Genomic DNA, 25,182 nt, shown 5'->3' with positions numbered 1-25,182 from the left:
CCTTGTGGGGAGGGGCCGGGGGTGGGGGCCGAGCCGTGTCTGCGGCTCGTGAACATCATAGCGTGGCGCCGCCGGGAGTCTCAGCCGCTCGCAGACGCCAGCGGGCCCCCGCCCCTCCCCCTCCCCACAAGGGGGAGGGGGTGCACGTTACTCCCGCCCGTAGAGCGCGGCGATCTTGTCGGCGTACACCTTGCCCAGCACGTGGCGGCGGATTTTCATCGAGGGGGTCATCTGTTCGTTCTCGATCGAGAAGGGCTCGTCGGCGAGGTCGAACTTGCGCACCTTTTCGACCACGCTCAGCCCCGCGTTGACGCGGTCAACCGCGGCGCGAAGCGCGGTGCGGAGTTCGGGGCGCTGCATCAGCGCGGCGTCGCTCGCCTTCATGCCCAGCGTCGGCGCGAACTCCGCCAGCCACTCCGCGTCGGGGACGAGGATGCCGACGAGGTGCGGGCGGCGGTCGCCATAGACCATCGCCTGGCCGATCTCGGGCTGCAGCGTCAGCATCCCCTCGACCCGCTGCGGCGAGACATTGTCGCCCTTGTCGTTGACTATCAGGTCCTTCTTGCGATCGGTGATCTTGAGCCGCCCCGCCTTATCGAACTCACCGATGTCGCCGGTGTAGAGCCAGCCGTCCTTGAGAACGCGGCGCGTCTCCGCCTCGTTCTGCCAGTAGCCGTGCATGACGAGTTCACCGCGCACCAGGATCTCGCCATCCTCGGCGATCCGCACCTCGGTGTTCTTGAGCGGCGGGCCGACGGTGTCCATGCGGATGCCGGCGCGCGGGCGGTTGCAGCTGATCACCGGCCCCGCCTCGGTCTGACCGTAGCCCTGCAGTAGCGTCACGCCGACCGAGTGAAAGAACACGCCGATGTCGGGATTGAGCGGCGCGCCGCCCGACACCATCGCCTTCAGCCGCCCGCCGAAGCGCTTGCGGATCTTGGGTCGCAGCGTGCGGTTGAGCACGAAGTCCATCGGCCGATGCCAAAGCCTGAGCTTGCGATCATAATCCTTTGCGCCGAGGTCGAGCGCCTGTTTGAGCAGATACTGCGCCGAGGAGCCTTGCTTCTCGACCGCCTTGATCATGCGCGCGCGGATCACCTCGAACAGGCGCGGCACCACGACCATCACCGTCGGCCGCGTCTCCTCGATGTTGGAAACGAGCTTCTCGAGCCCCTCGGCGTAGTAGATCTGCGCCCCCACTGCGAGCGGGAGATATTGCCCGCCGGTGTGTTCGTAAGCATGGCTCAGCGGCAGGAACGAGAGGAACACCTCGTCCCGCACGTCGAAATCCTCGACCAGCACCGCGGCTGCGCCTTCGGCATTATGAAGGATCGCGCCGTGATGCTGGCGCACTCCGCGCGGCGCGCCGCCTGTGCCAGAGGTGTAGATGAGGCAGGCAAGGTCTTCGCGTTTCAGCCGCGCAGCGGTCTCGCGCATCGCCGCGTCGGCAGCAGCGACATCGGTCACGCTGGCGATTAACGCGTCCCAGCGGTGGACCTGTGGCGCGCCCTGCTGGCTGACGGGGAAATCCTCCATCACGATCAGGTCATCGACATCGGCGCGCAGCGTCGCGGGGAGGATCGTTTTCGCGAGCTTGGCGGTGGAGGCGATCACCGCCCGCGCGCCGCTGTTCTCGAGAATGTGGAGGTGGTCGCGTTCGGTGTTGGTGGTGTAGGTCGGCACCGTCACGCACCCCGCCGCCATGATGGCGAGGTCGGCGATGAACCATTCGGGCCGGTTCTCGCTCACCAGCACGACGCGGTCGCCGGGATGCAGCCCGAGCCGGCGCAGCGCTGCCGCCAGCCGCGCCACGGTCTCGCGCGTCTCCCCCCAGCTACGCGGATGCCAGGTGCCATCGGCCTTATGCCACAGGTGCGGCAGGTCAGGATGCGCGTCGGCGCGGTCGAGGAACATCGCGACCAGATTGGGGTAGCCGTCGATGCGGGCGGGCTTAGGCAAAGCTATGGCTCCTGGGAGGGGGCGGGTCAGCGGCGCGTCGGCGCCGGCGCGCGCGGGGTGCCGGTCGCGGCGATGCTCACCGCGCCGACGCTGCGCGGGTCGGCAGCGCCGGTCCACCGCCCATCGGGAGCGGCAAGCGCGGCGTTGATCTTCGACCCCAGCTCGGCGGTGACGATGGTGCGCCCGAACGGCGCCAGCTGCGGCGCGAGCGTGCGGCCGAGCTGGGTATTTTCGATGATGTCGCCATCCCCCGCCATGTAGAGGTTGGGCAGCGCCAGCGCCTGATCGACGGGCAGCTCGAAATCGACCACGCCGACGATGCTCTTCAGCACATGCATGATGATGCGCGGCCCCCCGGCGGAGCCGACCGCCATCAGCGGACGCCCGTCGGGCGCGAAGACGATCGTCGGCGTCATTGACGATCGCGGCCGCTTACCTGGCTCGACGCGATTGGCGACCGGCGCACCGTCGGCACGCGTGGGGGTGAGCGAGAAGTCGGTGAGCTCGTTGTTGAGTACCATCCCGCCCGCGACCAGCTGGCTGCCGAACACGCCCTCGACGGTGTTGGTCCAGCTGGCGACGCCGCCCGCGCGGTCGACCGCGACGAAGTGCGAGGTGGAGGGCACTTCGTTGGTCGGTGTGCCGGTGCGCGGCTGCGCCCCTGGCGGCGTCCCGGGCGTCACCCGCTCAAGCGCGCGGAACGGCGAAATTTGGCGCGCGCGCCCGGCGAGGTAGCCCCGGTCGATCAACCCCGCGGTCGGCACGTCGACGAAGCCCGGATCGCCGACGTAGAGATCGCGGTCGGCATAGGCGAGGCGCATCGCTTCGCGCATGACATGCCAGCTCATCGGATTGGTCGGCCCCATCGCCTTGAGGTCGTAACCCTCGAGCATTCCCAGCATTGCGAACACCGTGGTGCCGCCCGACGACGGCGGCCCCATCGTGCAGATGCGGTGCGCGCGATAGGTGGTGCACAGCGCATCGCGCGGCGCCACGCGATAGCCGGCGAGGTCGGCTTCGGTCATGTCACCGGGATTGCGCGGCGCGCTGCGCACTGCCGCGACGATCTGCCGTGCCACCGGGCCTGTATAGAAGGCGCTTGGTCCCCGCCGTGCGACCAGCTCGAGCGTTGCCGCCAGCGCCGGGTTGCGGATCGTCTCGCCGGCGCGCGCCGGACGGCCGTCGATGAACCAAATCGCGCGCATCTGCGGGAAGTCCGCCCAGCGCCGCTCCATCCCCTGCAGCGACGCAGCGAGCCACGGCGACACCGTATAGCCCTGCCGCGCGAGGCGAATGGCGGGGGCGAACAGTTGCGCCCAGGGGAGGCGGCCGTGGCGGCGATGCACCTCCGCCGCCAGCGCGACGCTGCCCGGCACGCCGACCGACAGCCCGCCTGGCACCGCCACGTCCATGCCCATCGCGCGACCGTTGGCGCCGAGGAAGCGCGTCGCGCGCGCCGCCGCGGGTGCGACCTCGCGCCCGTCGATGGTCGTCACCTCGCCCTTGTCGTCGCGATAGACGAAGAAGCCGCCGCCGCCGATGCCGCTCGACTGCGGTTCGACCACCGTCAGCGCGAGCATCGTCGCCACCGCCGCGTCCGCCGCGCTGCCGCCCGCGCGCAGCATCTCCGCCCCCGCCTCGCTCGCACGCGGGTCGGCGGCGGAGACAAGCGCCTCGCCGCTCGCCACCTGCGCGCCGCGCTCGAACGTGCCGGTGATGCGCGGCGCGGTGGTCGCGTCGGCGGCGGCAGGAGCGGTCGGCACCTGGCTGGTTTGAGCGAGTGCGGGGGCGGCGATGGCGAGCGCGATCGCCGCGCTCAGCGAAGTGCGGATGGCATGCAACATAGTTGAAACGGTAACCGTCTCGCGCGCGCGGTCAATTGCCCTTCACCGGCGGCGGGACGAGCCGCGACCCGATCAGCGCCGCCACATCGGCGACGCCGGAACGGTCGAGCATCGCGCGCAGATCGCGCACTATCCGCTTGGGCAGGCTCGGCCCCGCATAGACCAGCGCGCTATAGAATTGCGCCGCGCTCGCCCCCAGCGCGAGACGGTCCCACAGGTCCGCCGCGCTGGCGATTCCACCCGCGGCGACGATCGGGATCGCCCCGTCGGCGACCGCCAGCGTCTCGATCAGCGCCGCGCGCGCAATCGGGCCAAGCGGCACCCCCGACAGCCCCCCGCCCTCTAATGCGTCCGCGCTGTGGAGCGGCGGGCGCTGAATAGTGGTGTTACCGACGACGATCGCGTCGAGGCCGTGATCGACCGCGGCGCGCACCACCCCCGCCAATCCCTCGCGGTCGAGGTCGGGCGCGACCTTGAGCCAGATTGGCGGCGCATCCACCTCTCGCGCCGCTTCGACCACCGCGCTCAGCAGCGCGTCGAGCTGCCCTTCGTCCTGCAGCGCACGCAAGCCGGGCGTGTTGGGCGAACTGATGTTCACCGTCAGCCAATCCGCCACCCCCGCCATCGCCTGCACCCCGCAAGCATAATCGGCGATGCGGTCGGCGCTGTCCTTGTTGGCGCCGATGTTGACCCCGACCGGCGCTCGCCCCGGCCGCCCATGCAGCAGCGCGAGGCGATGCAGCGCCGCCGGCTGGCCATCATTGTTGAACCCCATGCGGTTAATCACCGCACGGTCCTCGGTCAGGCGGAACAGTCGCGGCTGCGGATTGCCCGCCTGCGCCAGCGGCGTCAGCGTACCGACCTCGCCCCCGGCGAAACCGAGCGACCCCAGCCGATGCGCCGCCCGCGCATCCTTGTCGAACCCGGCTGCGAGCAGCAGCGGATGCGCGAAGGTCAGCGTGCCCACGCGCGCCGCCAACCGCGCGTCATAGGCCGGCAAATCGCCCGGCCGCAGATGCGCCAACGCGGCGATCGTCGCTCGATGCGCGAGCTCCGGGTCGGTGCGGTGGATCAGCGGCTTGGCGAGGCGGAACAGCATGATCTGCGCGATGGCGCGGCAAGTGAACGGACGCAAGCGACCCAACTCGCGCCCCTCCCCCTCGTGGGGAGGGGTTGGGGAGGGGGCTGGGCCGCGTCCGCGGCCCAAAAGACAGCGGCGTCGGACGAAGTCTCATTCGCTCGCAGACGCGAGCGGGCCCCCACCCCGGCCCTCCCCCACAAGGGGGAGGGAGAAGCGGTTGCGCCAACCTCACCGCTACACTATTTGCCAATCACGACCGCGACGGTCGCATTTCCAAATCGCGAGCTTCCATGCGCGTCAGCACTGCCGCCGACTATGCCGTTCTCCTCGTGTCCGCGCTCGCGGCGGAGGGGGGCGTGCGTGCGACGGTGGGGTCGCTCTCGGCGCGCACCGGCATTCCCGCGCCGACCGTCAACAAGCTCGTCGGGCAACTCGTCCGCGCACAGATTCTTGCCTCCTCGCGCGGGGTGAGCGGCGGGGTGCGGCTCGCGCGGGAGGCCGCCGACATCAGCCTCGCCGACATCGTCGAGGCGATCGAGGGGCCGATTGCGCTCACCACCTGCCTCGACGCCGACGTACGCCACCGCTGCGTGCTCGACGACCACTGCCGCATCCGCGCGCGCTGGAGCGGGGTATCGGGCCTCGTACGCGATGCGCTGGCGAGCGTGCCGCTGACCGCCTTTGCCCCAGCCTGCGCCGCCCTCGCGCCGGAGCCTACGCCATGAACGCCCCCGAAGCCCCCGTCCTCGATCAGGAAGCGCGCGACGCCGCCAAGCGGCTCGAAACCTACGAATGGGGTTTCACCGCCGACGTCGAGCAGGAATTCGCGCCCAAAGGCCTCAACGAGGACACCGTCCGCTACATCTCCGCCAAAAAGAACGAGCCCGAATGGATGCTCGAATGGCGGCTGGCGGCGTTCCGGCATTGGCTGACGCTGACCCCGCCCGACTGGGCCAAGCTCAACGTGCCGCCGATCGACTACCAGGACGCCTATTATTACGCGGCGCCCAAGAAGAAGCCGACGCTGGCGAGCCTCGACGAGCTCGACCCGGAAATCCGCCGCACCTACGAAAAACTCGGCATCCCGATCGAGGAGCAAAAGGTGCTCGCCGGGGTCGAGGGCGCACGCAAGGTCGCGGTCGACGCGGTGTTCGACAGCGTCAGCGTCGCCACCACCTTCCGCAAGGAACTCGAGGCCGCGGGCGTCATCTTCCGCCCCATCTCCGAAGCGATCCGCGAATATCCCGAGCTCGTCCGCAAATGGCTGGGCAAGGTCGTGCCGATGCGCGACAATTATTTCGCGACGTTGAACTGCGCGGTCTTTTCCGATGGCACCTTCGTCTACGTTCCGGAGGGCGTGCGTTGCCCGATGGAGCTCAGCACCTATTTCCGCATCAATGCTGAGAACACCGGCCAGTTCGAACGCACGCTGATCGTCGCGGACAAGGGCAGCTACGTCAGCTATCTCGAAGGCTGCACGGCGCCGATGCGCGATGAAAACCAGCTCCACGCCGCCGTGGTCGAGCTGGTCGCATTGGACGATGCCGAGATCAAATACTCGACCGTGCAGAACTGGTACCCCGGTGATGCCGAGGGCAAGGGCGGCATCTACAACTTCGTCACCAAACGCGCGCTGTGCCAGGGCGCGCGGTCGAAGGTCAGCTGGACGCAGGTCGAGACCGGCAGCGCGATTACCTGGAAATACCCGAGCTGCGTGCTGAATGGTGAGGACAGCGTCGGCGAATTTTACTCGGTCGCGCTGACCAACAACATGCAGCAGGCCGACACCGGCACCAAGATGATCCACAACGCCCGCGGCACGCGCTCGACCATCGTGTCGAAGGGGATCAGCGCGGGCCGCAGCGACAACAGCTACCGCGGCCTCGTCCGCGTGGCCCCGCAGGCGGAGGGCGCGCGCAACTTCACCCAGTGCGACAGCCTGCTGCTGGGCGACCAGTGCGGCGCGCACACGATCCCCTACATCGAAGTCGCCAACCCCTCCGCGACGATCGAGCATGAAGCAACGACGTCCAAGATCAGCGACGACCAGCTGTTCTATGCCATGTCGCGCGGCCTCGATCAGGAGGCGGCGGTGGCACTGATCGTCAATGGCTTCGCCCGCGAAGTGCTGCAGCAACTGCCGATGGAATTTGCGGTCGAGGCGCAGAAGCTGCTGGGCATTTCGCTTGAGGGGAGCGTGGGGTGATGGCGACGGCCCGCCCTGACGAGAGACCCCACCCCAACCCCTCCCCTGAAGGGGAGGGGTTGAGCAGGCCGCACCGTTCGCTCCGCGACCATGCGCGCATCCTAAACTCCCCGCCCCTTCAGGGGAGGGGTCGGGGGTGGGGTCTCTCGGTTCACACTTTGGACGAGTTGAAGCGCCGCGCCCGCGACATGCGCAACAACCCGACGGAGCCCGAGAAGCGCCTGTGGCGTGCACTCAGCAACGGTCAGCTGGAGGGGTACAAGTTTCGCCGCCAGCAAGTGATCGGTCATCACATCGCGGACTTCGTTTGTCCGGCCGCGCGCTTGATCGTCGAAGTCGATGGAGACACCCACGACGATCCTGCCGTCGACCTGGCGCGCGAGCAGGCGTTGGCCGAGCTCGGCTACCGCACCTTCCGCGTCTCCAATGCTGACGTGATGCACAACATCGAAGGCGTTGTGACCGCCCTGTCGCTCGCGCTGCGCGAGCCAGCGGGCCCCCACCCCAACCCCTCCCCTGAAGGGGAGGGGCTTTCGAGATGAGCATGCTCCACATCGATAACCTCTCCGCCACCGTCGCGGATACGCCGATCCTCAACGGCCTCAGCCTCACCGTCAACGCGGGGGAGGTTCATGCGATCATGGGGCCGAACGGGGCGGGGAAATCGACGCTCGGTTACACGCTGGCGGGGCGGCCGGGCTATGAGGTGACGGGGGGCAGCGTCAGCTTCCTCGGTCAGGATCTCCTCGCACTCGAACCACACGAGCGGGCGGCGGCGGGGCTGTTCCTCGGTTTCCAGTACCCGGTCGAGATCCCCGGGGTCAGCTCGGTGCAGTTCCTGCGCGAGAGCCTCAACGCGCAGCGCGTCGCGCGCGGGGAAGCGCCCATGAGCGCGGCGGACTTCCTGCGCCTCGCCCGCGCCGAAGCCGCGCGGCTTAGCATGGACATGGAAATGTTGAAGCGCCCGGTGAACGTCGGCTTTTCGGGCGGCGAGAAGAAGCGCGCGGAGATGGTGCAGCTCGGCATTCTCGGCCCCTCCCTCGCTATCCTCGACGAGACCGACAGCGGGCTCGACATCGACGCGCTGCGCATCGTCGGCGATGGCATCAACCAGATCATGCGCCGCCCCGACCGCGCGGTGCTGCTCATCACCCACTATCAGCGGCTGCTCGACATCGTCCGCCCCGACTTCGTCCACGTCCTCGCCGGCGGACGCATCGTCCGCTCGGGCGGACCCGAACTCGCGATCGAACTCGAACAGCAAGGCTATGAGGCGATCGCGGCATGAGCATGATCCACCGCCTCGCGCTGGTCGGTGCTGTGACGCTGGTGGCGAGCTGCCAGCAGTCGGAAGCGACGACCACCGCCACCACCGTCGAAACGACGCGCGGCGCGGCCGCCGACGAGGCGACGCGCCCCGCCCCGACGCGGAGCGCGACCGACGCCCCGAGGGCTGAAACAAAGGCGCCTTCTGCCACCATCCCAGCGCGCTTTCGCGGCACTTGGGGGATGGCCGGCGAGCAGTGCGGCACGAGCTTCGACGACGGCCGGCTCGAAATCGGCGAGCGGAGCGTCCGCTTCTATGAAAGCGAAGGCGAGGTTCAATCGGTCGTCGATAGCGACGGCGCGCTGCGGGTAACGCTGGCGCTGGCGGGCGAAGGCGAACGCTGGACGGGCGACTACCGCTGGTCGTTGTCCGCGGACGGGGATCGCCTGACGCAGAATGGCGACCTCACGCGGGTTCGGTGCCGCCCGTGACGCTGAGCGCGACCCTCCCCTCCCCGCGCGACGAAGCGTGGCGCTACGCCGATCACGAGGCGGTGGCACGCGCCTGGCCTGCGCTGGCTGAGCCTGAGCGGATCGTCGTCGCTGCGGCTGAGCGGGCGGCGCGGGTGGTCGACGCGGTGCCGGACCACGGCATCGTCCGCCTGCACGTCGACATTGCGCGCGGGGGGCGGTTCGACCTCCACACCCTGGTTGCGGGGCACGACTATGCCCGCGTCGAGCTGACCGCGCTGCTCAGCGAAGGCGCGCATTGCGAGGTCGGTGGTGCGATCCTCGCGAGCGGAACGCAGCGGCTGGAGATCGTCACCGACATTCGCCACCTCGAACCCGGCGCGACGTCCCAGCAGACGGTGCGCGCGGTAGCTGGCGGGCGCGCGCAGGCGAGCTTCCTCGGCGGCATCGGCGTCGCGCGCGGGGCGCAGCAGACCAACGCCGAGCAGTCGTTCAAGGCCATGCTGCTCGACCGCGGGGCGCGCGCCAACGCGGTGCCGAGCCTCGAAATCTACGCCGACGACGTGAAGTGCGGCCACGGCGCGACCGTGGGCGAACTCGACCGCAACGCACTGTTCTACCTCGCCGCGCGGGGCCTCCCCCCTGCGACCGCGCGACGGCTGATGCTGCAGGCGTTCCTCGCCGAAGCGTTCGAGGGCGCTGGCGACGCCGACACGCTCGCCGCGCGCGCCGACGCCGCACTGGAGGCGATGCTGTGAGCGACACCCAAATCCTCCCCGGCACGGGGAGGGGGACCAGCGAAGCTGGTGGAGGGGCACCCTCGACCGAGCTCTCCGCCGTCGGTTCGGCAACGCCGCACCTGCCCCTCCACCATCCTGCGGATGGTCCCCCTCCCCGCCTCGGGGAGGAACTACGCGCGCAGTTTCCGGCGCTCGCGGACGGCTGGCACTATCTCGACAGCGCCGCCACCGCGCACAAGCCGCAGTCCGTGATCGACGCGACGGTGCGCGCGATGGGGGCGGAGTATGCGACGGTGCACCGCGGCGTGTACGCGCGCTCGGCGACGATGACCCGCAGCTTCGAAGCGTCGCGCGAGCGCATGGCGCGGTTCCTCGGCGGGGTGGCTGACGAGATCGTTTTCACACGCGGCGCGACCGAGGCGATCAACCTCGTCGCCCACCGCTATTCGCCCAAGGGCCGCCCGCGCCGCGTGCTCCTGAGCGAACTCGAGCATCACAGCAACATCGTCCCCTGGCAGCTCGCCGGATGGGAGGTCGCGGTCTGCCCGCTCACCCCGGATGGTCGCATCGACCTCGACGCGGCGGAGGCGCTGGTCGGCGACGGAATAGGGATGATCGCGCTGGCGCATGTTTCCAACGCGCTCGGTTCGGTGCTTGACGTGCCGCGCGCGGCGGAGCTGGCGCGGCGATCGGGCGCGAAGCTGCTGCTCGACGGCTGCCAGTCGGCGGCGCGGATGCCGGTCGATGTCGCCGCGCTGGGTTGCGACTTCTACGCTTGCTCGGGACACAAGATGTACGGCCCGACCGGCATCGGCGCATTGTGGGGCCGCGGCGAGCTGCTCGACGCCATGCCGCCGTGGCAGGGCGGCGGCGCGATGATCGACGAGGTGACGTTCGAGCGCACGACCTTCGCCCCTCCACCGCAGCGGTTCGAAGCGGGCACACCCGCCATTGTCGAGGCCGCCGGGATTGCCGCCGCGCTCGATTGGATCGACGCGGTCGGCCGCGACGCGATCGAACGCCACGAGGCGGCGCTCGTCGCTGAGGCGCGTGAAGCGCTGCGCGGGATCGGCGGCGTCACCCTGTACGGGCCGGAGGACAGCGCGGGCATCTTGGCCTTCAACGTCGACGGGGTGCATCCGCACGATGTCGGCACCATATTGGACGAAGCGGGCGTCGCGGTGCGCGCCGGCCATCATTGCGCGCAGCCGCTGATGCGCACGCTCGGCGTCGGCGCGACCGCGCGGGCAAGCTTCGCTGCGTACAGCGATAGGGACGACATTGCGTCACTCGTGGACGGCATCGTCAGAGTGCGGAGGATTTTCGGATGAACGACCCTCGCCCGATTGCGACCGAAACGGTGGAGGCGGTGGACAAACCGCCGCGCGCCCGCGTGTCGGACATCGCGCCCCCGCCCGAGGTGGCACCCGAGCCGGCGGTACCGGCGCCGCGCCAGCGCGACTATCTCGACGGCTTCCTCGCCGCGACCCCGCCCGAGCCCGACCCGATCGCGCCCGGCGGCGAATTGCAGGCGGCGGTCGTCGCCGCGCTCAAGGAAATCTACGACCCCGAAATCCCGGTCAACATCTACGACCTGGGGCTGATCTACGACGTGATCGTGGGCGAAGGCGGGCATGTCACCATCCGCATGACGCTGACCACGCCGCATTGCCCGGTGGCGGAATCGATGCCAGCCGAGGTCGAGCTGCGCGCCGGCGCGGTGCCGGGGGTGGGACTGGTCGACGTCGATCTCGTCTGGGATCCGCCGTGGAACCCGTCGGCGATGAGCGACGAGGCGCGGCTCGAGCTGGGGATGCTGTGATGAGCGCGACGACGACCACTGCCCGCCCGCGCCCCGCGGCGCTGACGCTCACCCCGGCGGCGGAGGCGCGCATTGCCGGGCTGATGGCCGATGCGCCGGAAGGGGCGATCGGCGTCAAGCTCTCCACCCCCCGCCGCGGCTGTTCGGGGCTTGCCTACTCGGTCGATTATGTCAGCGAGGTGGTCGGTTTCGACGAGCGCATCGACACCCCCGGCGGCACGCTGTTCGTCGATGGCGGCTCGCTCCTCTACCTCATCGGCAGCACGATGGACTGGATCGAGGACGACTTCGCCGCGGGCTTCGTGTTTCAGAACCCGAACGCCAAAGGCAGCTGCGGCTGCGGGGAGAGCTTCACAGTCTGAAGCGGCCTGTCCGCGGAAGGCTAGGCAGGGGCCAGACCAAAGTCCGCAGGGCGATAGCGATGACGATGGCGCGGCTCGCGCTCGGCCTTGCGCACGTAACGCCGCATTGCTGCGCGCGCAGTGTCGCCCAGTGTGAGGCCGAGCCCGGCGTAGAGCCGCTCCACCGCCGCCTCCCAGTCGGCGTCCAGCTCAGCGAAGTCGACCTCCGCCACCGCGCCTTTTGCGATCGAGCGCGCTTGGGCGAGCCGCTCCTCTCGCAGCGCGACCTTGCGTGACCAATCGGCGCCGATCTCGTGCAGGTCGACCACGTCACTCTGAGTCCGCCGCTGCGTCGCCACAAGCGATGCGGCGGACGCGACTACCGCGCCACGTTCGCGCGTCACCAGCACCAGCCGCGCCTCGGGCAGCGCCTGCAACACCGTTGGGAGGTCCTGAACGAGCTGTGGCAGCTTCAGGACCCACGGTCGAGGCGTGTCACCTGGACGCATACCGCGCTGCCACTGCTGGATGCGGAGCAGGGTCGCGAAGTCGGCATAAACGCCGCGCGCGTCGGCATTTTCGCACCAGCGCGCGTAATCGGGCAAACGATATTGCGCCTCGAACAGCGACCCCCACAGCGACAGCGCGTGGTAACCGAACTCCTCGTCGATGGCGCCCACTTCGGTCGGATGTACCGCGCGCATCGCCGGCGCGACATGGTGGGCGAGGCCCAAGCCGACGACCGCGCGGGCCCAGCGGACGGTTCGTGAACGGCCGACGGGCGTCCAGCTCTCCCACAGCCTGGTGCCCGCCCGCGCCGGGTCCGCGGCGAGCAGGCGCTGCACCCGCGTCGTGCCGCCCCGCATATGCCCGGCGATGATAATCGGCGGTGCGATCGGCAGCGTCTCGATCTCGGGATGGCGGGCGAGCAGCCGCTGCATCGCCGCCCGCCCATTCAGCGCCGCGACGATTTGCCCATGCGCGATGGTGCGGCCAAGGGGAGTCAGCCGGGCGTCCCGCCCCAGCCCTTCGCAAAGGCGGTTAAATTGCGGGCGCCAGCGATCCGGATCGCCGAAATCTCGATCGGCGCCGCCCGCGGCCCGCAGGAGGTCGGCCGGATCCAAAGTCGGACGCTGCGACCACCCCCGCCGCCACGCCGTGTCGAGCCATTGGTTGAGCCGTTGACGCCGGGCCGCGCCTTCATCGTCCGGCGACAAGTTGGCGGCGATGGCAGGCTCTCCGAGGCATGTAGCGCGATCGTGCTGCCGCGCGGAGCGAAAGAGTGTGACGGCTTTTCCGCCAAGTTCAAGTCTTGTCAGCGAGTCCCGGCGACGCCACATTCATCATGTGCCGAACCTTTAGGGAGCTGCACATGCCCAACAACTTTCAGCGAAAGGAGGTGATCCGATGTCTCATGGTTCAGCTAGGAGATCGGTCAGGTTCTTTCGGAGCGCGCGCGGCGTCTGACGCCCTGCGCTGATAGCGCTCCGGCTGGGCAACCTCCGGTCGCTGACCATGTCGGAAGGGTCGTCGGGCAAGTCCCGGCGGCCCTTTCGCGCATCTGCAACCACGGCTAGGTCGGCGCGCATGACCAGCATCGGCATCATCGGCGCGCACGGGCGCATGGGGCGGGCGATCGCCGCTGCGGCAGGCGAGGCGGCGCTCGCCTGCGCGGGAGTTGAACGCGGTGGTGACGCCGTCGCGCTGGCGACGAACAGCGACGTGCTGATCGATTTTTCCAGCCCCGACGCCTTTCCCGCAACGCTGAAAGCGGCAGTGAAGACGATGACGCCGCTGTTGATCGGCACCACCGGGCTTGACGGGCAACATCACGCGGCGATCGACCAGGCCGCGGAGCGAATTGCCGTGCTCCAAACCGGCAACACCTCGCTCGGCGTCACGCTGCTGGCGCGGCTGGTGCGCGAGGCTGCGGCGAAGCTCGGCCCGGAGTGGGACATCGAGATTGCCGAGATGCATCATCGGCACAAGGTCGACGCGCCGTCCGGCACTGCGCTCCTGCTCGGCGAAGCGGCTGCGGCGGGGCGTCGGGCACCCCTCGCCGAGCTGCGCGATGGTGAGCGGTGCGGCCGTTCGGGCGCACGCCGTTCTGGCGCCATCGGCTTTGCTGCGATGCGTGGCGGGAGCGTGGCGGGCGATCACGACGTCATCTTCGCCGGTGATGGCGAGCGACTGGTCCTTGCCCACCGTGCCGAGGACCGCATGATCTTCGCTCGCGGGGCGCTGCGGGCGGCGCAATGGCTGGTCGGCCGAGCGCCCGGTCGTTACCGGATGGACGACGTGCTAGGGCTCGAAACCGCTTGAAGCGCGCCCAGATCGAAGCCTTTTTCACGATCCTGCGCGATCTCGACCCCGAGCCGCAGAGCGAGCTCGATTATGGCAGCGACTACCAGCTGCTGGTCGCGGTACTGCTTTCCGCGCAGGCGACCGATGCCGGCGTCAATCGCGCCACAGCGCCGCTGTTCGAGCGCGTCAAAACGCCGCAGGACATGCTCGCGCTCGGCGAGGAGGGGCTCAAAACCTACATCCGCACCATCGGTCTCTTCAACACCAAGGCCGCGAACACCATCGCCATGTCCGCGGCGCTGCTGGCGGACCATGGCGGAAAGGTGCCGACCGACCGCGACGCGTTGCAGCGGCTCCCGGGCGTGGGGCGCAAGACCGCCAACGTCGTGATGAACTGCGCCTTCGGTGCGGAAACCTTCGCGGTCGATACGCATGTGTTCCGCGTCGCCAACCGCACCGGCCTCGCGCCCGGCAAGGATGTCGTCGCCGTCGAAGCCGCGCTCGAGCAGCGCGTGCCCAAGCCCTTCCGCCGCGACGCGCATCACTGGCTGATCCTGCTCGGGCGCTACACCTGCAAGGCGCGGCTGCCCGAATGCTGGCGCTGCCCCGTGGTCGCGCAGTGCGACTACAAGGCCAAGGTGCTCAGCCCCCCTGCGCGTCGCCTGCCCAAGCGTTCCGACGCGTCCGTCGGCCCGACGGACAGTCTCGCGTCAGACGGTCAGAACGATCTTTCCGACATGTGAGCCCGCCTCCATCCGCGCGTGCGCGGCGGGCGCTTCGCTCAGCGGGAACGTCATGTCGATCGCCGGGCGCAGCCGCCCTTCGGCCACCGCCGGCCAGACCGAGCGCGCGATTTCGTCGGTGAGGCTCGCCTTGAACGCGTCGGACCGCGCTCGCAGCGTCGAGCCGGTGAGCGTCAGGCGGCGGCGCATGATGTCCGTGATCGATATTTCGGCCTTCACCCCGCGTTGAAAAGCGATCGACACGTGCCGCCCGTCGTCGGCGAGACACTGAAGGTTGCGCGGCACATAGTCGCCGCCGACCATGTCCAGCACCGCCGCCACGCCCTTGCCGTCGGTGATGCGCAGCACCTCCGCCACGAAATCCTGCCGGCTGTAGTCGATGGCGTGGCTTGCGCCCCAGGCCCGTGCAGCCTCGCACTTTTCCTCGCTGCCGCACGTGACGATCGTGGTGAGGTCGAACAGGCGACCGAGCGCGATCGCCATCGTGCCGATGCCGCTGGTCCCGCCGTGCACCAGCACCGTATCCCCTTCCGAAGCGAAGGCGCGTTCGAACAGGTTGCTCCAAACGGTGTAGAGCGTCTCGGGCATCGCGGCCGCTTCGACCATGTCGAGCCCTGCCGGCACGGGCAGGATGCTGCCGACGGGGACCGTCGCATATTCGGCATAGCCGCCCCCCGCGATCAGCGCGCAGACCGGCTGCCCCATCCACTCCGGCCCAGTGCCCTCGCCCGTGGCCACCACTTCGCCGGCGATCTCCAGCCCCGGCAGCGGCGATGCACCGGGCGGCGGGGGGTAGAGGCCGCGGCGCTGCAGCACGTCGGGCCGGTTGACCCCGGCAGCAGCGACGCGGACCAGCACCTTACCGGCGGCGGGCGTGGGCACCGGCAGTTCGGCGACGCGCAGCACCTCCGGCCCGCCCGGCGCCGTGATTTCGACCCCGCGCATTGTCCTCGGAATAGTCATCCCCGCTGCCCCTTCTGCGTCCCTCGCCGCGGCGGAATGCGCCGCACAGGCGGGGAGGTCAACCGCCCGCCCCCTTGACGACGCTCGACGCGAGGGCGAGGCTCGCGCGATGTTCGACGACGACGAACCCATCCGCCGCGAAGGACCGCTCGCCGACCTTGCGCGCGAGGATCTCGACCGCCTGTCCGCGCATGAATGTGAGGCGCGCATTGCCGCGCTGGAGGCGGAGATCGCCCGCACCCGGCGGCGGCTGGAGAGCGCCGGCAGCACCCGGCTCGACGCCGAAGCCCTGTTTCGCAGCTGATCGCACGCGAACCGCGACAAAAGCTCTTGCCAATCCGCGCCCCGCTTCCGACATATTGGGGGTTCAAGGGATCATATCCGCGCGACCCACGGCCCGATCGAGAAGCCACGGCGCGCCCGACCATGGGGCGACGATACCGGCCTGGCCCTCCGGCAGGAGTGGCTCAACATGCCGTCGTTCGCGGAAAGTCTTGAAAAATCCATCCACCAGGCGCTGCGCTACGCCGCCGACCGCCGCCATGAGCACGCGACGCTCGAGCATTTGCTGCTCGCGCTGATCGATGATGAACATGCGCGGCCGGTGATGATCGGCTGCGAGGTCAACCTCGACGAGCTGCGCGAGACGGTCGTGCATTATCTCGACAACGACCTCGACAGTTTGAAGCTCAACGCGGTGACCGAACCGTCGCCCACCGCCGGCTTCCAGCGCGTCGTTCAGCGCGCGATCTTTCACGTGCAATCGTCCGGGCGCGACGAGGTGACCGGCGCCAACGTTCTGGTCGCGCTATTCCATGAAAAGGACAGCTACGCCGTCTATTTCCTGCAGGAGCAGGATATGACGAGCCTCAGCGTCAAGAGCTTCCTAGCGCACGGAACGACGCGTTCGGTCCCACGCGGCGCCGCGGAGGAGAGCCGCGACGACGCCCGCGACGAGGGCAAGAAGGAACGCGCCGCCAAGAAGGAAAGCGCGCTCGACCAGTATACGGTCAACCTCAACGAAAAGGCGAAGGACGGCCGCGTCGACCCGCTGATCGGGCGTTCGGCGGAGGTCGACCGCACGATTCAGATCCTCTGCCGCCGTTCCAAGAACAACCCGCTGTTCGTCGGCGACCCCGGCGTCGGTAAGACCGCCATCGCGGAGGGTCTCGCGCGCAAGATCATCGAAGGCGAGGTGCCCGAGGTGCTCAAGGAGGCGGTGATCTACTCGCTCGACATGGGCGCGCTGCTCGCTGGTACGCGCTATCGCGGCGATTTCGAGGAGCGGCTGAAGCAGGTCGTGTCGGAGCTTGAAGCGCTGCCGCACGCGATCCTGTTCATCGATGAAATCCACACGGTCATCGGCGCGGGCGCGACCAGCGGCGGGGCGATGGACGCATCGAACCTCCTCAAGCCCGCGCTGTCGGGCGGGCAGATCCGCTGCATCGGTTCGACCACCTACAAGGAATTCCGCAACCATTTCGAAAAGGATCGCGCGCTGCTGCGGCGGTTCCAGAAGATCGACGTGGTCGAGCCCACGGTCGAGGACAGCATCAAGATCCTGACCGGCCTCCGCACCGCGTTCGAAAGCCACCACGGGGTCAAATACACCCCCGACGCAATCAAGGCGGCGGTGGACCTGTCCTCGCGCTACATCAACGACCGCAAGCTCCCAGACAAGGCGATCGACGTGATCGACGAGGTGGGCGCGATGCAGATGCTCGTGCCGCCCAACAAGCGGCGCAAGACGATCACCGCGCGCGACATTGAGGCGGTCATCGCGACCATGGCGCGCATCCCGCCGAAGTCCGTATCCAGCGACGACAAGAAGGTGCTGTCCTCGCTCGAAACCGACCTCAAGCGCGTCGTGTTCGGCCAGGACCGCGCGATCGAGGTGCTGTCCTCGGCGATCAAGTTGAGCCGTGCGGGCTTGCGCGATCCCGACAAGCCGATCGGCAACTACCTCTTCACCGGCCCCACCGGCGTCGGCAAGACCGAGGTCGCCAAACAGCTCGCGTCGATCATGGGCATCCCCATGCAGCGTTTCGATATGAGCGAGTATATGGAGCGCCATTCGGTCAGCCGGCTCATCGGCGCGCCGCCGGGCTATGTCGGTTACGATCAGGGCGGCCTCCTCACCGACGCGGTCGACCAGAACCCGCACAGCGTGCTGCTGCTCGACGAGATCGAAAAGGCGCACCCCGACCTGTTCAACATCCTGCTGCAGGTGATGGATAACGGGCGGCTCACCGATCACCACGGCAAGACCGTCGATTTCCGCAACGTCGTGCTGATCATGACCACCAACGCGGGCGCCGCCGACATGGCGCGCGAGGGCATCGGCTTCGGCGCCTCCTCGCGTGAGGATGTGCAGGAGGACGCGGTGAAGCGGATGTTCACGCCCGAGTTCCGCAACCGCCTCGATGCGATCGTGCCGTTCGGCTATCTCCCGCCGGAGGTCGTCTCGCGGGTGGTGGACAAGTTCGTCGTGCAGCTCGAAGCGCAGCTGGCCGATCGCAACGTGCACGTCACCCTCGACGAACCGGCGCGCGCCTGGTTGGTCGAGAAGGGCTATGACAAGCTCTACGGCGCCCGGCCGATGGCGCGGCTGATCCAGGAGAAGATCAAGCAGCCGCTCGCCGAGGAACTGCTGTTCGGTAAGCTCACCAACGGCGGCGAGGTGAAGGTGACGCTCAAGGATGGCGCGCCGGCGTTCGAGATCACCCCGGCCCCGCCGCGCTCGCCGAAAGCCGGTCGCAAGGGGCGGACCGACCCCGCCGCGCTCGGCGAGGGCGCCGAACCGACCGACGAACTGACCGACTGATCGCGGCAATGAAAAGGCCGCCCGGGCGACCCCGGGCGGCCTTTTATGTCAGGAGGTTTCGGCTCGGCGATCAGCGCGCGGCGTGCAGCGCGCTTTCGATGTCGCTGACGCTGGCATTGGTCAGCGTCTTCGACAGTTCGGTGACGATCGCCGCTTCGGTCTGCTTGTGCCAATGCTTGCGCAGTTCGCCAAGGGCGCGGGGCGCCGCGATGACCGCCAGCTTCTCGATCTTGTGTCCGAGCACCTGATTGTTGAGGTAATCGGCCGCGTGGCGGACATAGGCATCCTCGCCATGCTCGCCCGCCTCCGGGTTGGCGCTTCCCGAGCTCTTGCTGGCCGACGGGCCGCCTTCGGTCGAAAGCTTGGGCGAATCCATCGCCGTCAGCTTCATCTCCTGTTCGTTACCGCTGTTTTTGAACAGGTTAAGATGTTCGCCATCGATAACGGCAACGACGGCTCCGTGGGGCAGCAGCATGATGATCCTCTGGTTGTGAAAGTCGTTGGCTGAACGCGCGCGACGCGGGGAGTTTCCGTCAGCGCCGGCTGAGCGCCGCGTCACGCTCCCCGCGCACGACGCGAAGCGCCTGCCGGGTCTCGGCGACATCGTGCACGCGGATGATATTCGCCCCCGCCTGTGCCGCCATCACCGCGAGCGCGATGCTGCCGCCGAGCCGCGCGTCGGCGGGAGCTTCGTTATCGAGCGCCCCGATCATCCGCTTGCGGCTGGCGGCGAACAACAGCGGCGCGCCGAGCGTGTGCAGCATCGGCAACGCGGTCACGAGCCGCAGATTTTCCGCGACGCTCTTGCCGAAGCCGAGCCCCGGATCGACGCACAGGTGCTCAATCCCCGCCGCGCGCGCATGCACCAGCCGCGCCTCCAGGAAGTCGTACACGTCGAGCGCGACATCGTCATAGGTCGCCCCCTTATGCGGGTCGCTGGACTGGCTGGGCGCGTGCATCAGGCACAGCGCCGCGCCGCTCGCCGCGACCACCTCGCTCGCGCGGTCGTCATAGCCGAGCGCGCTGATGTCGTTGACCATCGCCGCCCCCGCCGCGAGCGCGGCCTGCATTACCCCGGCCTTGCGCGTATCGACGCTGACCGCGTGACCCGCGGCGGCGAGCGCTTCGATCACCGGCACGACACGCTCGGCTTCCTCGCCCTCCCAAACCAGCGGCGCACCCGGGCGCGTGCTTTCCCCGCCGACGTCGAGCAGGTCCGCGCCCGCACTCGCGGCGGCGTGGCCCGCCCCGATTGCAGCGGATGCATCCGCAAAGCGTCCGCCGTCGGAGAAGCTGTCCGGCGTCACGTTGAGGATCGCCATGATCCGCGGCTCGTCAAAGCGCAGCGTGCGCGACCCTAATTGCCACGGAGCGTGCATCATCGCGACATTGCCGGCGAGCCGCTGCGCCCGCGCCGCCAGCGCGTCAGGCAGCCGCGCGCACCAATCGGCGAAGGCGGCGACGGCGACCTGCCCCTCCTCGCGGCCACCCTCGTGCCGCAGTGTGACATGCCACGCCGCAAACCAGCGCGCGCTCCCACCGATCCGCGCGACCTCATCGTCGAGGCCGTGCGGGCGCTCCACAAAGGCGGTTGGCTGGAGGTACAGCCGCGCGTCGGGCGCGCGCTGCGCCAGCGCCAGCAATTCCGCAGCGGCCGCGCCCCACATCGCGCTCAATACTCGTTGGCGAGCAGCCAGTCCTGCCGCGCGCGGTCGATCGGGACCCACTCCCCGCCGCGGTCATAATGCCAGAAGGTCCAGCCGTTGCACGACGGCGCCCCTTGGAGCCGTGCGCCCACTTGGTGAATCGAACCCGTCTCCTCGCCACAAACGAGGCTGCCATCGACGCGCACCTCCGCCTGCCAGCGGCGCTTCGCATCGGCTATGGTCGTGCCCGCGGGGATCAGCCCGCCCTCCACCACCGTGCCGAACGCAACCCGCGTCGCCGCCTTGGGCGCCTGCATGGTCTTGAGCGCGCGTTCGTCGAGCGGGAGTGCGCTGGCGATGCGCGTTTCCGCGGCGCGAATGTAGCTGTCCTCGCGCTCGATGCCGATCCAGCGCCGCCCGAGCCGCTTGGCGACGGCGCCGGTGGTGCCGGTGCCGAAGAACGGGTCGAGCACCACGTCCCCGGGCTGGGTGCAGGCGAGCAGCACGCGGTAGATCAGCGCCTCGGGCTTTTGCGTGGGGTGCGTCTTCACCTTGCCGTCGCGCAGGCGCTCCTGCCCGCCGCAGATCGGGATGAGCCAGTCCGAGCGCATCTGCAGCTCGTCGTTCATCGTCTTCATCGCGCGATAGTTGAAGGTGTAGCGCGCCCCCTCCCCCATCGCAGCCCAGATCAATGTCTCATGCGCGTTGGTGAAGCGCGTGCCCTTAAAATTGGGCATCGGGTTGGCCTTGCGCCAGACAATGTCGTTGAGAATCCAGTAGCCCTGATCCTGCAGCGCCGCCCCGACGCGGAAGATGTTGTGGTAGCTGCCGATCACCCAGATTGTGCCGTCGGGCTTCAGGATGCGGCGCGCCTCCGCTAGCCACGCATGGGTGAAGCGGTCGTAGGCGGCGAGGCTGTCGAATTTGTCCCAGTCGTTGTCGACCGCGTCGACGCGGCCCCCTTCTGGCCGGAACAGGTCGCCGCCGAGCTGTAGATTATAGGGCGGGTCGGCAAAGATCATGTCGACGCTGGCGGCAGGCAGTTCGCGCATGCGCTGGATGCAATCGCCGGCGAGGATGGTGTCGAGTGGCAGCACGGGCGCCGTCGCCTCCACCACGCGCGCTGCGGTCGGTCGTCGCAGCTTCGTCAAAGCGCCCATCGTCGTCGTCCCCCCGTGTCGCCGCGCATGGTGAGTCCGCGGGGACTCCCGGTCAAGTTGGGTGAGATCGAGAGTAGCGAGCGAGGGTTACCAAAGGATTCACCACGTGAGAGGCTAAGCGCAACATCGGGTGGGTCGCAGATGCCCGGCGCCACCAACGGTTGTGGTGTGACTCGAAAGACTCAGCAGAACGAGGATTTGTTCTGATTCCCCTTCCCATTGTGGGGTCGGGACTGACGGCAACCCTCCCCTTCCCCTTGTGGGGAGGGGCCGGGGGTGGGGCCGAGCCGCGTCTACGGCTCGTGAAGGATCAGAATCGCGGCGCCGCTGAGCGTCTTTTCCGCTCGCCGACGCGAGCGGACCCCCACCCCTACTCCTCCCCTTCCCCACAGGGGGGAGGGGAATTCGGGTCCTTCGCTAAAGCATCAGCTCAAGCTGAGCGACGGGCGCGAAGCCGCGACGGTGGAGGGGACACGGACCGTGTTCGCGAAGCGCGGCGAGGTGGTCCGGCGTGCCGTAACCCTTGTGCCGCGAGAAGCCATAGGCCGGGAAGGTCGAGCAGGCGGCGGCCATCAGCCGGTCGCGGTGCTGCTTGGCGATGATCGAGGCGGCGCCGATCGAGGCGTCGCGGGCATCGCCGCCGACCAGCGGCACCGCCCGCCAGCGCCACTCCGCGCGCCGTCCGGCCGGGGTGAGGTTGCCGTCCACGCGCACCTCGTCGGGCTCCGCACCCGCGGCTTCGCACAGGCTCAGCACCGCGCGAGTCATCGCCAGCATCGTTGCACCAAAGATGTTGAGCGCGTCGATTTCCTCGACGCTCGCGACGCCGACGCCGACCGTGCACCGCCGCAGGATCGCAGCCTCGGCCTTGGCACGCGCGGCGGCGTTGAGCGCCTTGGAATCGCCGATGCCCGATGGCCGCGGCTTGCACAGCGCCACCGCCGCCGCGACCACCGGCCCCGCCAGCGGCCCCCGCCCCGCTTCGTCGACGCCTACGATCATTGGACCCGCCACGGCGGAAAACGGCGATATTCGCCCGCTTGATACAGGCACAGCGCGTTGCCCGCGGGGTCGGTCAGGCGGGCCTCGCGCCAGCCCCACTCTTCGTCGCGCGGCTGCTGGTCGAAGGCGACGCCCTTGCGCGAAAGATAGGCTGTCCACGCATCTAGCGCGCCGCTTTCGATGTAGGTGACGGCCCCGCCGGCGGGCGCGTCGGAGAGTTCGACCGACAGCGTGACGCCGTTGGCCGCCTCGAACCGCGCATAATGCTGCGCGGCAACGATCTGCTTGAGGCCGAGGCGGCGATAAAACGCGACGCTCACATCGACGTCGTGCGCGGGAAGCGTGACGTGGTTGGGTGCGGGTCCGGTGAAGATGCCATCGGTCCGGAGGTCGGCATGGCCCATCGGCCCGGCGCCCTGCCCCAGCCCCGGCGCCGCGTGAAGCGCGAGGCGGACGACATCGCGCGCGCGCGCTACCGCGGGCACCAGCGCCATGCCCTGCGCGAGCCCCGTCGCGATCGCGCTCGCCAGCGTGCAACCGGTGCCGTGGGTGTGGCGCGTGTCGATGCGCGGCGCTTCCCAGATGAGCGGCTCGGGCGCGTCGACGCCGCCCACATGCAGCGTGTCGGTGAGGAGCTCGCCCTCGTCATGCCCGCCCTTCTCGAGGAGCGCACAGCCATGCGCCAGCACCGCATCGACCCCGCCCAGCGCGGTCAGCTCCTCGCGGTTGGGGGTGGCGATCGTCGCGCGATCCATCAGCGCGCCGAACGCGGCAATGGTCGCATCGTCAGCGAGCACGGAGCCGCTGGTCGCGACCATCACCGGATCGAACACCACCGGCACACCGCGCAGATCGTCGCGGGCGAGCCGCTCGGCGACCGCGGCGCTGGTCTCGGCGCTGCCGATCATGCCGATCTTGACCGCATCGACGCCGATGTCGCCCACCACGCTGTCGATCTGCGCCAGAACGAAGTCGGTCGGCACCGGATGCACCCCCTGCACGCCGAGCGTATTCTGGGCCGTCAGCGCGGTGATCGCGGTCATAGCGTGCGCGCCAAGCAGGGTGACCGTTTTGATGTCCGCCTGGATCCCGGCTCCCCCGCCGGAATCCGAGCCCGCGATGATGAGGACACGCGCGGTCATTTGCGCGGCCCCTCCGAAAATCCGTCATGCTGAACTTGTTTCAGCATCATCTGCGGAGGGCACGTCATGGACCCTGAAACAAGTTCAGGGTGACGGAGCAGGATAAACGGCCGGGAGCCTCTCATTCCCCGCCCACTCCGGCCTGCGCTTTTTTCGAGCGCGTTGGACGGTCGACCAGTTCACCCCGGCAGTTGGGGCACACCTCGTCCAGCGCGTCGGCGCACTCGGCGCAAAAGGTGCACTCGAACGAGCAGATGAACGCGCCGTGGAGGTGCGCGGGGAGCGGCGTTTCGCAGCGCTCGCACGCCGCCTTCATGGCGAGGCTCATGCCGCCGCCTGCTCGACCGCCGCGCAGATCCGGTCCACGACCTGCGTCACGCGATCGGCGTTGTCGCCCTCCGCCATGACCCGGATGACGGGTTCGGTGCCCGAGGCGCGGATTACCACCCGGCCTGCACCGCCAAGCTCGTGTTCGCCGTCGGCGATCGCCGTCTTCACCGCGTCGGCGTCGAGCGGCCGCTGGCCCTTGGCATAGCGGACATTCTTGAGGAGCTGCGGCACCTTGTCGAACAGGTGAAGGAATTCGCTCGCCGGCTTGCCGCTGTCGATCAGCGCCGCGAGCAGCTGCAACGCCGCGATGGTGCCATCGCCCGTGGTCGCGTGGTCGGAGAGGATCATGTGCCCCGACTGTTCGCCGCCGACGTTGAAGCCGCCCTCACGCATCCGTTCGAGCACGTAACGATCGCCGACCTTGGTCCGCTCGAGGGTCAGCCCCTCACTCGCCAGTCGCCGTTCGAGGCCGAGGTTTGACATGATCGTGGCGACGATCCCGCCGCCGCGCAGCCGTCCGTCCGCCGCCCAAGCGAGTCCGAGCGCCGCCATGATCTGGTCGCCATCGACGATCTCGCCACGTTCGTCGGCGACGATCAGGCGGTCGGCATCGCCGTCGAGCGCGATGCCGATATTCGCCCCGCTCGCCACCACCGTCTCGCAGAGCGCCTGCGGGTGCGTCGAACCGCAGCGGTCGTTGATATTGATGCCGTTCGGATTGACGCCGAGCGTGATCACCTCCGCGCCCAGTTCCCACAGCGCGGTGGGCGCGCTGTTGTAGGCAGCGCCATTGGCGCAATCGACGACGATCTTGAGCCCGTCGAGGCGGACGCGTTCGGGCAGGCTCGCCTTGACCGCATGGATATATCGCCCGCGCGCGTCCTCGATCCGGCGTGCGCGGCCGATGTTGGCGGGTTCGGCGAGCGGGGGAGCTTCCTCCAGCAGCGCCTCGATCGCCAGTTCGTCCGCGTCGGACAGCTTGTAGCCGTCGGGGCCGAACAGCTTGATGCCATTGTCGTGATAGGGGTTGTGACTGGCCGAGATCATCACGCCCAAATCGGCGCGCATCGATCGGGTGAGCAGCGCCACCGCCGGGGTCGGCATCGGCCCCACCTGCACCACGTCCATGCCAACCGCAGTGAACCCCGCGACCATCGCGTTCTCGAGCATATAGCCCGACAGGCGCGTGTCCTTGCCGATCACCACGCGATGCTTGTGGTCGCCGCGCAGGAAATGCGCGCCAGCGGCCATGCCCACCTTCATAGCGACTTCGGCAGTCATCGGGTGCGCGTTGGTCAGGCCGCGGATGCCGTCGGTGCCAAAGAAACGTCTTGCCAT

25 protein-coding genes are annotated in these 25,182 nt (G+C 68.9%); 13 read left to right on the top strand and 12 right to left on the bottom strand.

Annotated features, from left to right (window positions below):
* Positions 1 to 147: 147 nt before the first annotated feature.
* The 3 genes from ACRYJK_RS01480 to ACRYJK_RS01470 all read right to left on the bottom strand — a co-directional run bounded on the left by ACRYJK_RS01480 (position 148) and on the right by ACRYJK_RS01470 (position 4,902).
* Positions 148 to 1,914 (bottom strand): AMP-dependent synthetase/ligase, encoded by a 1,767-nt coding sequence (locus ACRYJK_RS01480; RefSeq protein WP_482667371.1) that lies wholly within the window; start codon positions 1,912 to 1,914, stop codon positions 148 to 150.
* Between the two features lie 71 nt (positions 1,915 to 1,985).
* The gene (gene ggt / locus ACRYJK_RS01475; RefSeq protein ID WP_482665816.1) at positions 1,986 to 3,803 is read right to left on the bottom strand and encodes a gamma-glutamyltransferase; all 1,818 of its coding nucleotides are present in this window, start codon (positions 3,801 to 3,803) and stop codon (positions 1,986 to 1,988) included.
* 31 nt (positions 3,804 to 3,834) lie between these two features.
* Positions 3,835 to 4,902: a quinone-dependent dihydroorotate dehydrogenase gene (locus tag ACRYJK_RS01470; protein WP_482667370.1), complete on the bottom strand. Its 1,068-nt coding sequence runs from the start codon at positions 4,900 to 4,902 to the stop codon at positions 3,835 to 3,837.
* Between the two features lie 272 nt (positions 4,903 to 5,174).
* On the opposite strand from ACRYJK_RS01470, the gene ACRYJK_RS01465 reads away from it, so the two are divergent.
* The 9 genes from ACRYJK_RS01465 to ACRYJK_RS01425 all read left to right on the top strand — a co-directional run bounded on the left by ACRYJK_RS01465 (position 5,175) and on the right by ACRYJK_RS01425 (position 11,751).
* Positions 5,175 to 5,609: an RrF2 family transcriptional regulator gene (locus ACRYJK_RS01465; RefSeq protein ID WP_482665815.1), complete on the top strand. Its 435-nt coding sequence runs from the start codon at positions 5,175 to 5,177 to the stop codon at positions 5,607 to 5,609.
* Positions 5,606 to 7,090 (top strand): Fe-S cluster assembly protein SufB, encoded by a 1,485-nt coding sequence (sufB, locus tag ACRYJK_RS01460; RefSeq protein WP_482665814.1) that lies wholly within the window; start codon positions 5,606 to 5,608, stop codon positions 7,088 to 7,090. Before ACRYJK_RS01465 ends, sufB begins: the two co-directional genes overlap by 4 nt.
* Positions 7,091 to 7,248: 158 nt before the next feature.
* Positions 7,249 to 7,632 (top strand): endonuclease domain-containing protein, encoded by a 384-nt coding sequence (locus tag ACRYJK_RS01455; protein ID WP_482665813.1) that lies wholly within the window; start codon positions 7,249 to 7,251, stop codon positions 7,630 to 7,632.
* 2 nt (positions 7,633 to 7,634) lie between these two features.
* Positions 7,635 to 8,378, top strand: a complete 744-nt coding sequence (gene sufC, locus ACRYJK_RS01450; protein WP_482667369.1) for a Fe-S cluster assembly ATPase SufC — start codon at positions 7,635 to 7,637, stop codon at positions 8,376 to 8,378.
* On the top strand, positions 8,375 to 8,848 hold the full coding sequence (locus tag ACRYJK_RS01445; protein ID WP_482665812.1) for a hypothetical protein: 474 nt from the start codon (positions 8,375 to 8,377) through the stop codon (positions 8,846 to 8,848). Before sufC ends, ACRYJK_RS01445 begins: the two co-directional genes overlap by 4 nt.
* Positions 8,836 to 9,585 carry a SufD family Fe-S cluster assembly protein gene (locus ACRYJK_RS01440; RefSeq protein WP_482665811.1) on the top strand — a complete coding sequence of 250 codons (750 nt, stop codon included), beginning with the start codon at positions 8,836 to 8,838 and terminating at the stop codon, positions 9,583 to 9,585. Before ACRYJK_RS01445 ends, ACRYJK_RS01440 begins: the two co-directional genes overlap by 13 nt.
* A 101-nt stretch (positions 9,586 to 9,686) precedes the next feature.
* Positions 9,687 to 10,898, top strand: a complete 1,212-nt coding sequence (locus ACRYJK_RS01435; RefSeq protein WP_482667368.1) for a cysteine desulfurase — start codon at positions 9,687 to 9,689, stop codon at positions 10,896 to 10,898.
* Entirely contained in the window at positions 10,895 to 11,389 is a 495-nt protein-coding gene (locus ACRYJK_RS01430) for an SUF system Fe-S cluster assembly protein (RefSeq protein ID WP_482665810.1), read from the top strand. Before ACRYJK_RS01435 ends, ACRYJK_RS01430 begins: the two co-directional genes overlap by 4 nt.
* A complete protein-coding gene (locus ACRYJK_RS01425) occupies positions 11,389 to 11,751 on the top strand; it encodes a HesB/IscA family protein (RefSeq protein ID WP_482665809.1) in 363 nt (120 codons plus the stop codon). The genes ACRYJK_RS01430 and ACRYJK_RS01425 overlap by 1 nt, the downstream gene beginning before the upstream one ends.
* A gap of 20 nt (positions 11,752 to 11,771) precedes the next feature.
* Here ACRYJK_RS01425 and ACRYJK_RS01420 read toward each other — a convergent pair whose 3' ends face one another.
* Positions 11,772 to 12,947 carry a sulfotransferase family protein gene (locus ACRYJK_RS01420; protein WP_482665808.1) on the bottom strand — a complete coding sequence of 392 codons (1,176 nt, stop codon included), beginning with the start codon at positions 12,945 to 12,947 and terminating at the stop codon, positions 11,772 to 11,774.
* A 370-nt stretch (positions 12,948 to 13,317) separates the two neighbouring features.
* Here ACRYJK_RS01420 and dapB point away from each other — a divergent pair, with 370 nt between their 5' ends.
* Both dapB and nth read left to right on the top strand, forming a co-directional pair.
* Positions 13,318 to 14,052 carry a 4-hydroxy-tetrahydrodipicolinate reductase gene (dapB, locus tag ACRYJK_RS01415; RefSeq protein WP_482665807.1) on the top strand — a complete coding sequence of 245 codons (735 nt, stop codon included), beginning with the start codon at positions 13,318 to 13,320 and terminating at the stop codon, positions 14,050 to 14,052.
* A complete protein-coding gene (nth, locus tag ACRYJK_RS01410) occupies positions 14,049 to 14,777 on the top strand; it encodes an endonuclease III (protein ID WP_482665806.1) in 729 nt (242 codons plus the stop codon). The genes dapB and nth overlap by 4 nt, the downstream gene beginning before the upstream one ends.
* Here the strand turns inward: nth and ACRYJK_RS01405 are convergent.
* Complete coding sequence (locus ACRYJK_RS01405; RefSeq protein ID WP_482665805.1) at positions 14,745 to 15,740, bottom strand: NAD(P)H-quinone oxidoreductase; 996 nt, start codon at positions 15,738 to 15,740, stop codon at positions 14,745 to 14,747. The genes nth and ACRYJK_RS01405 overlap by 33 nt on opposite strands.
* A gap of 109 nt (positions 15,741 to 15,849) precedes the next feature.
* On the opposite strand from ACRYJK_RS01405, the gene ACRYJK_RS01400 reads away from it, so the two are divergent.
* On the top strand, positions 15,850 to 16,044 hold the full coding sequence (locus tag ACRYJK_RS01400; protein ID WP_482665804.1) for a DUF1192 family protein: 195 nt from the start codon (positions 15,850 to 15,852) through the stop codon (positions 16,042 to 16,044).
* A gap of 168 nt (positions 16,045 to 16,212) precedes the next feature.
* Positions 16,213 to 18,564: an ATP-dependent Clp protease ATP-binding subunit ClpA gene (gene clpA / locus ACRYJK_RS01395; protein ID WP_482665803.1), complete on the top strand. Its 2,352-nt coding sequence runs from the start codon at positions 16,213 to 16,215 to the stop codon at positions 18,562 to 18,564.
* A 70-nt stretch (positions 18,565 to 18,634) separates the two neighbouring features.
* Here the strand turns inward: clpA and ACRYJK_RS01390 are convergent, their stop codons facing one another.
* From ACRYJK_RS01390 to glmM, 7 genes are all read right to left on the bottom strand, one after another.
* Positions 18,635 to 19,039, bottom strand: a complete 405-nt coding sequence (locus tag ACRYJK_RS01390) for a baeRF12 domain-containing protein (protein WP_482665802.1) — start codon at positions 19,037 to 19,039, stop codon at positions 18,635 to 18,637.
* Positions 19,040 to 19,097: 58 nt separating this feature from the next.
* On the bottom strand, positions 19,098 to 20,231 hold the full coding sequence (folP, locus tag ACRYJK_RS01385; protein ID WP_482667367.1) for a dihydropteroate synthase: 1,134 nt from the start codon (positions 20,229 to 20,231) through the stop codon (positions 19,098 to 19,100).
* Positions 20,232 to 20,236: 5 nt separating this feature from the next.
* Positions 20,237 to 21,370, bottom strand: coding sequence for a DNA methyltransferase (locus ACRYJK_RS01380; protein ID WP_482665801.1), 1,134 nt, complete (start codon positions 21,368 to 21,370; stop codon positions 20,237 to 20,239).
* 417 nt (positions 21,371 to 21,787) lie between these two features.
* Positions 21,788 to 22,372, bottom strand: coding sequence for a ribonuclease HII (locus tag ACRYJK_RS01375; protein ID WP_482665800.1), 585 nt, complete (start codon positions 22,370 to 22,372; stop codon positions 21,788 to 21,790).
* Positions 22,369 to 23,514, bottom strand: a complete 1,146-nt coding sequence (gene thiD, locus ACRYJK_RS01370) for a bifunctional hydroxymethylpyrimidine kinase/phosphomethylpyrimidine kinase (protein WP_482665799.1) — start codon at positions 23,512 to 23,514, stop codon at positions 22,369 to 22,371. Before thiD ends, ACRYJK_RS01375 begins: the two co-directional genes overlap by 4 nt.
* Positions 23,515 to 23,635: 121 nt before the next feature.
* The gene (locus ACRYJK_RS01365) at positions 23,636 to 23,842 is read right to left on the bottom strand and encodes a DUF1272 domain-containing protein (protein ID WP_482665798.1); all 207 of its coding nucleotides are present in this window, start codon (positions 23,840 to 23,842) and stop codon (positions 23,636 to 23,638) included.
* Positions 23,839 to 25,182: a phosphoglucosamine mutase gene (gene glmM, locus ACRYJK_RS01360; protein ID WP_482665797.1), complete on the bottom strand. Its 1,344-nt coding sequence runs from the start codon at positions 25,180 to 25,182 to the stop codon at positions 23,839 to 23,841. The genes ACRYJK_RS01365 and glmM overlap by 4 nt, the downstream gene beginning before the upstream one ends.

It is taken from the genome of Sphingomonas sp. BLHR8, assembly GCF_056821725.1.
The sequence above is the reverse complement of the archived record's forward strand: the minus strand, read 5'-3'. Positions and strand labels throughout refer to the sequence as shown.

What these genes read in the sequence shown, in the direction of transcription:
- folP (WP_482667367.1), bottom strand. Translation starts at nt 20,231, where the DNA reads ATGTGGGGCGCGGCCGCTGCGGAATTGCTGGCGCTGGCGCAGCGCGCG.
- ACRYJK_RS01390 (WP_482665802.1), bottom strand. Translation starts at nt 19,039, where the DNA reads ATGCTGCTGCCCCACGGAGCCGTCGTTGCCGTTATCGATGGCGAACAT.
- ggt (WP_482665816.1), bottom strand. Translation starts at nt 3,803, where the DNA reads ATGTTGCATGCCATCCGCACTTCGCTGAGCGCGGCGATCGCGCTCGCC.
- ACRYJK_RS01405 (WP_482665805.1), bottom strand. Translation starts at nt 15,740, where the DNA reads ATGACTATTCCGAGGACAATGCGCGGGGTCGAAATCACGGCGCCGGGC.
- sufC (WP_482667369.1), top strand. Translation starts at nt 7,635, where the DNA reads ATGCTCCACATCGATAACCTCTCCGCCACCGTCGCGGATACGCCGATC.
- thiD (WP_482665799.1), bottom strand. Translation starts at nt 23,514, where the DNA reads ATGACCGCGCGTGTCCTCATCATCGCGGGCTCGGATTCCGGCGGGGGA.
- dapB (WP_482665807.1), top strand. Translation starts at nt 13,318, where the DNA reads ATGACCAGCATCGGCATCATCGGCGCGCACGGGCGCATGGGGCGGGCG.
- ACRYJK_RS01400 (WP_482665804.1), top strand. Translation starts at nt 15,850, where the DNA reads ATGTTCGACGACGACGAACCCATCCGCCGCGAAGGACCGCTCGCCGAC.
- ACRYJK_RS01430 (WP_482665810.1), top strand. Translation starts at nt 10,895, where the DNA reads ATGAACGACCCTCGCCCGATTGCGACCGAAACGGTGGAGGCGGTGGAC.
- glmM (WP_482665797.1), bottom strand. Translation starts at nt 25,182, where the DNA reads ATGGCAAGACGTTTCTTTGGCACCGACGGCATCCGCGGCCTGACCAAC.
- clpA (WP_482665803.1), top strand. Translation starts at nt 16,213, where the DNA reads ATGCCGTCGTTCGCGGAAAGTCTTGAAAAATCCATCCACCAGGCGCTG.
- ACRYJK_RS01480 (WP_482667371.1), bottom strand. Translation starts at nt 1,914, where the DNA reads ATGTTCCTCGACCGCGCCGACGCGCATCCTGACCTGCCGCACCTGTGG.
- ACRYJK_RS01425 (WP_482665809.1), top strand. Translation starts at nt 11,389, where the DNA reads ATGAGCGCGACGACGACCACTGCCCGCCCGCGCCCCGCGGCGCTGACG.
- ACRYJK_RS01465 (WP_482665815.1), top strand. Translation starts at nt 5,175, where the DNA reads ATGCGCGTCAGCACTGCCGCCGACTATGCCGTTCTCCTCGTGTCCGCG.
- ACRYJK_RS01445 (WP_482665812.1), top strand. Translation starts at nt 8,375, where the DNA reads ATGAGCATGATCCACCGCCTCGCGCTGGTCGGTGCTGTGACGCTGGTG.
- ACRYJK_RS01380 (WP_482665801.1), bottom strand. Translation starts at nt 21,370, where the DNA reads ATGGGCGCTTTGACGAAGCTGCGACGACCGACCGCAGCGCGCGTGGTG.
- ACRYJK_RS01470 (WP_482667370.1), bottom strand. Translation starts at nt 4,902, where the DNA reads ATGCTGTTCCGCCTCGCCAAGCCGCTGATCCACCGCACCGACCCGGAG.
- ACRYJK_RS01365 (WP_482665798.1), bottom strand. Translation starts at nt 23,842, where the DNA reads ATGAGCCTCGCCATGAAGGCGGCGTGCGAGCGCTGCGAAACGCCGCTC.
- sufB (WP_482665814.1), top strand. Translation starts at nt 5,606, where the DNA reads ATGAACGCCCCCGAAGCCCCCGTCCTCGATCAGGAAGCGCGCGACGCC.
- ACRYJK_RS01375 (WP_482665800.1), bottom strand. Translation starts at nt 22,372, where the DNA reads ATGATCGTAGGCGTCGACGAAGCGGGGCGGGGGCCGCTGGCGGGGCCG.